Annotated in this window: 1 protein-coding gene; it reads left to right on the top strand. The window is 66.0% G+C overall.

What is annotated here, in order from left to right; genetic code table 11:
* Positions 1-818, top strand: an 818-nt coding sequence (locus G3A47_RS22670) for an ABC transporter ATP-binding protein (protein ID WP_166926536.1), incomplete at both ends; no start/stop codon positions are given.

Genomic DNA, 818 nt, shown 5'->3' with positions numbered 1-818 from the left:
ATCGCCATCGGCGGGCGGGTGGTCAACTCGGTGCCGCCCAAGGATCGCGACATCGCGATGGTCTTCCAGAACTATGCGCTCTGGCCGCATATGAGCGTGGCCGACAATGTCGGCTACGCGTTGAAGATCGCCGGCGCGAGTTCGCAGGAGCGTCTGCAGCGCAGCCGTGATGCGCTGGCTGTCGTCGGCATGGAAGCTCTGGCCGAACGCGCGCCCTCCGATCTGTCCGGCGGTCAGCGCCAGCGGGTCGCCCTCGCACGCTGTCTTGCAGCCAGGCCGTCCGTGATGCTGCTGGACGAGCCGCTGGCCAATCTTGACGTGCATCTGCGCGCGTCGATGGAAAACGAGTTCGTGCGTTTCCACAAGCATACCGGCGCCACCATGGTCTACATCACGCATGACCAGTCCGAGGCGATGGCGCTGGCCGACCGCATCGCGGTGATCGATCGCGGCCGGCTGGTGCAGTTCGACCGGCCGCGCGATCTCTATCGCGAGCCGCAGAGCGAGATGGTCGCCCGTTTCATCGGCAACGGCCAGGTGCTGCCCGTGCAGGATGTGCGTCCTGACGCTGAGGCCGCCATCGTCAGCATCTTCGGCAAGGACCATCGTGTCCGGGCCCGCAGGAGCGAGCAGGTTCGCTCTTCGGCCAGGCTCTCCGTCCACACCTCGGCGATGCGCCTGGCGCAGCCGGGTGAAGCCGGCTTTGCCGGCAAGGTCGAACGGGTCATCTATCGCGGCAATCACAGCCAGGTTGATTTCCTCGTCACCGCCGAGCCGGATCTGCAGCGGAAGCTGCACACGCCGGCGGATGTTGCAAT

This window comes from Flavobacterium poyangense, from assembly GCF_011751075.1.
Classification (GTDB): Bacteria; Bacteroidota; Bacteroidia; order Flavobacteriales; family Flavobacteriaceae; genus Flavobacterium; species Flavobacterium poyangense.
The sequence above is the reverse complement of the archived record's forward strand: the minus strand, read 5'-3'. Positions and strand labels throughout refer to the sequence as shown.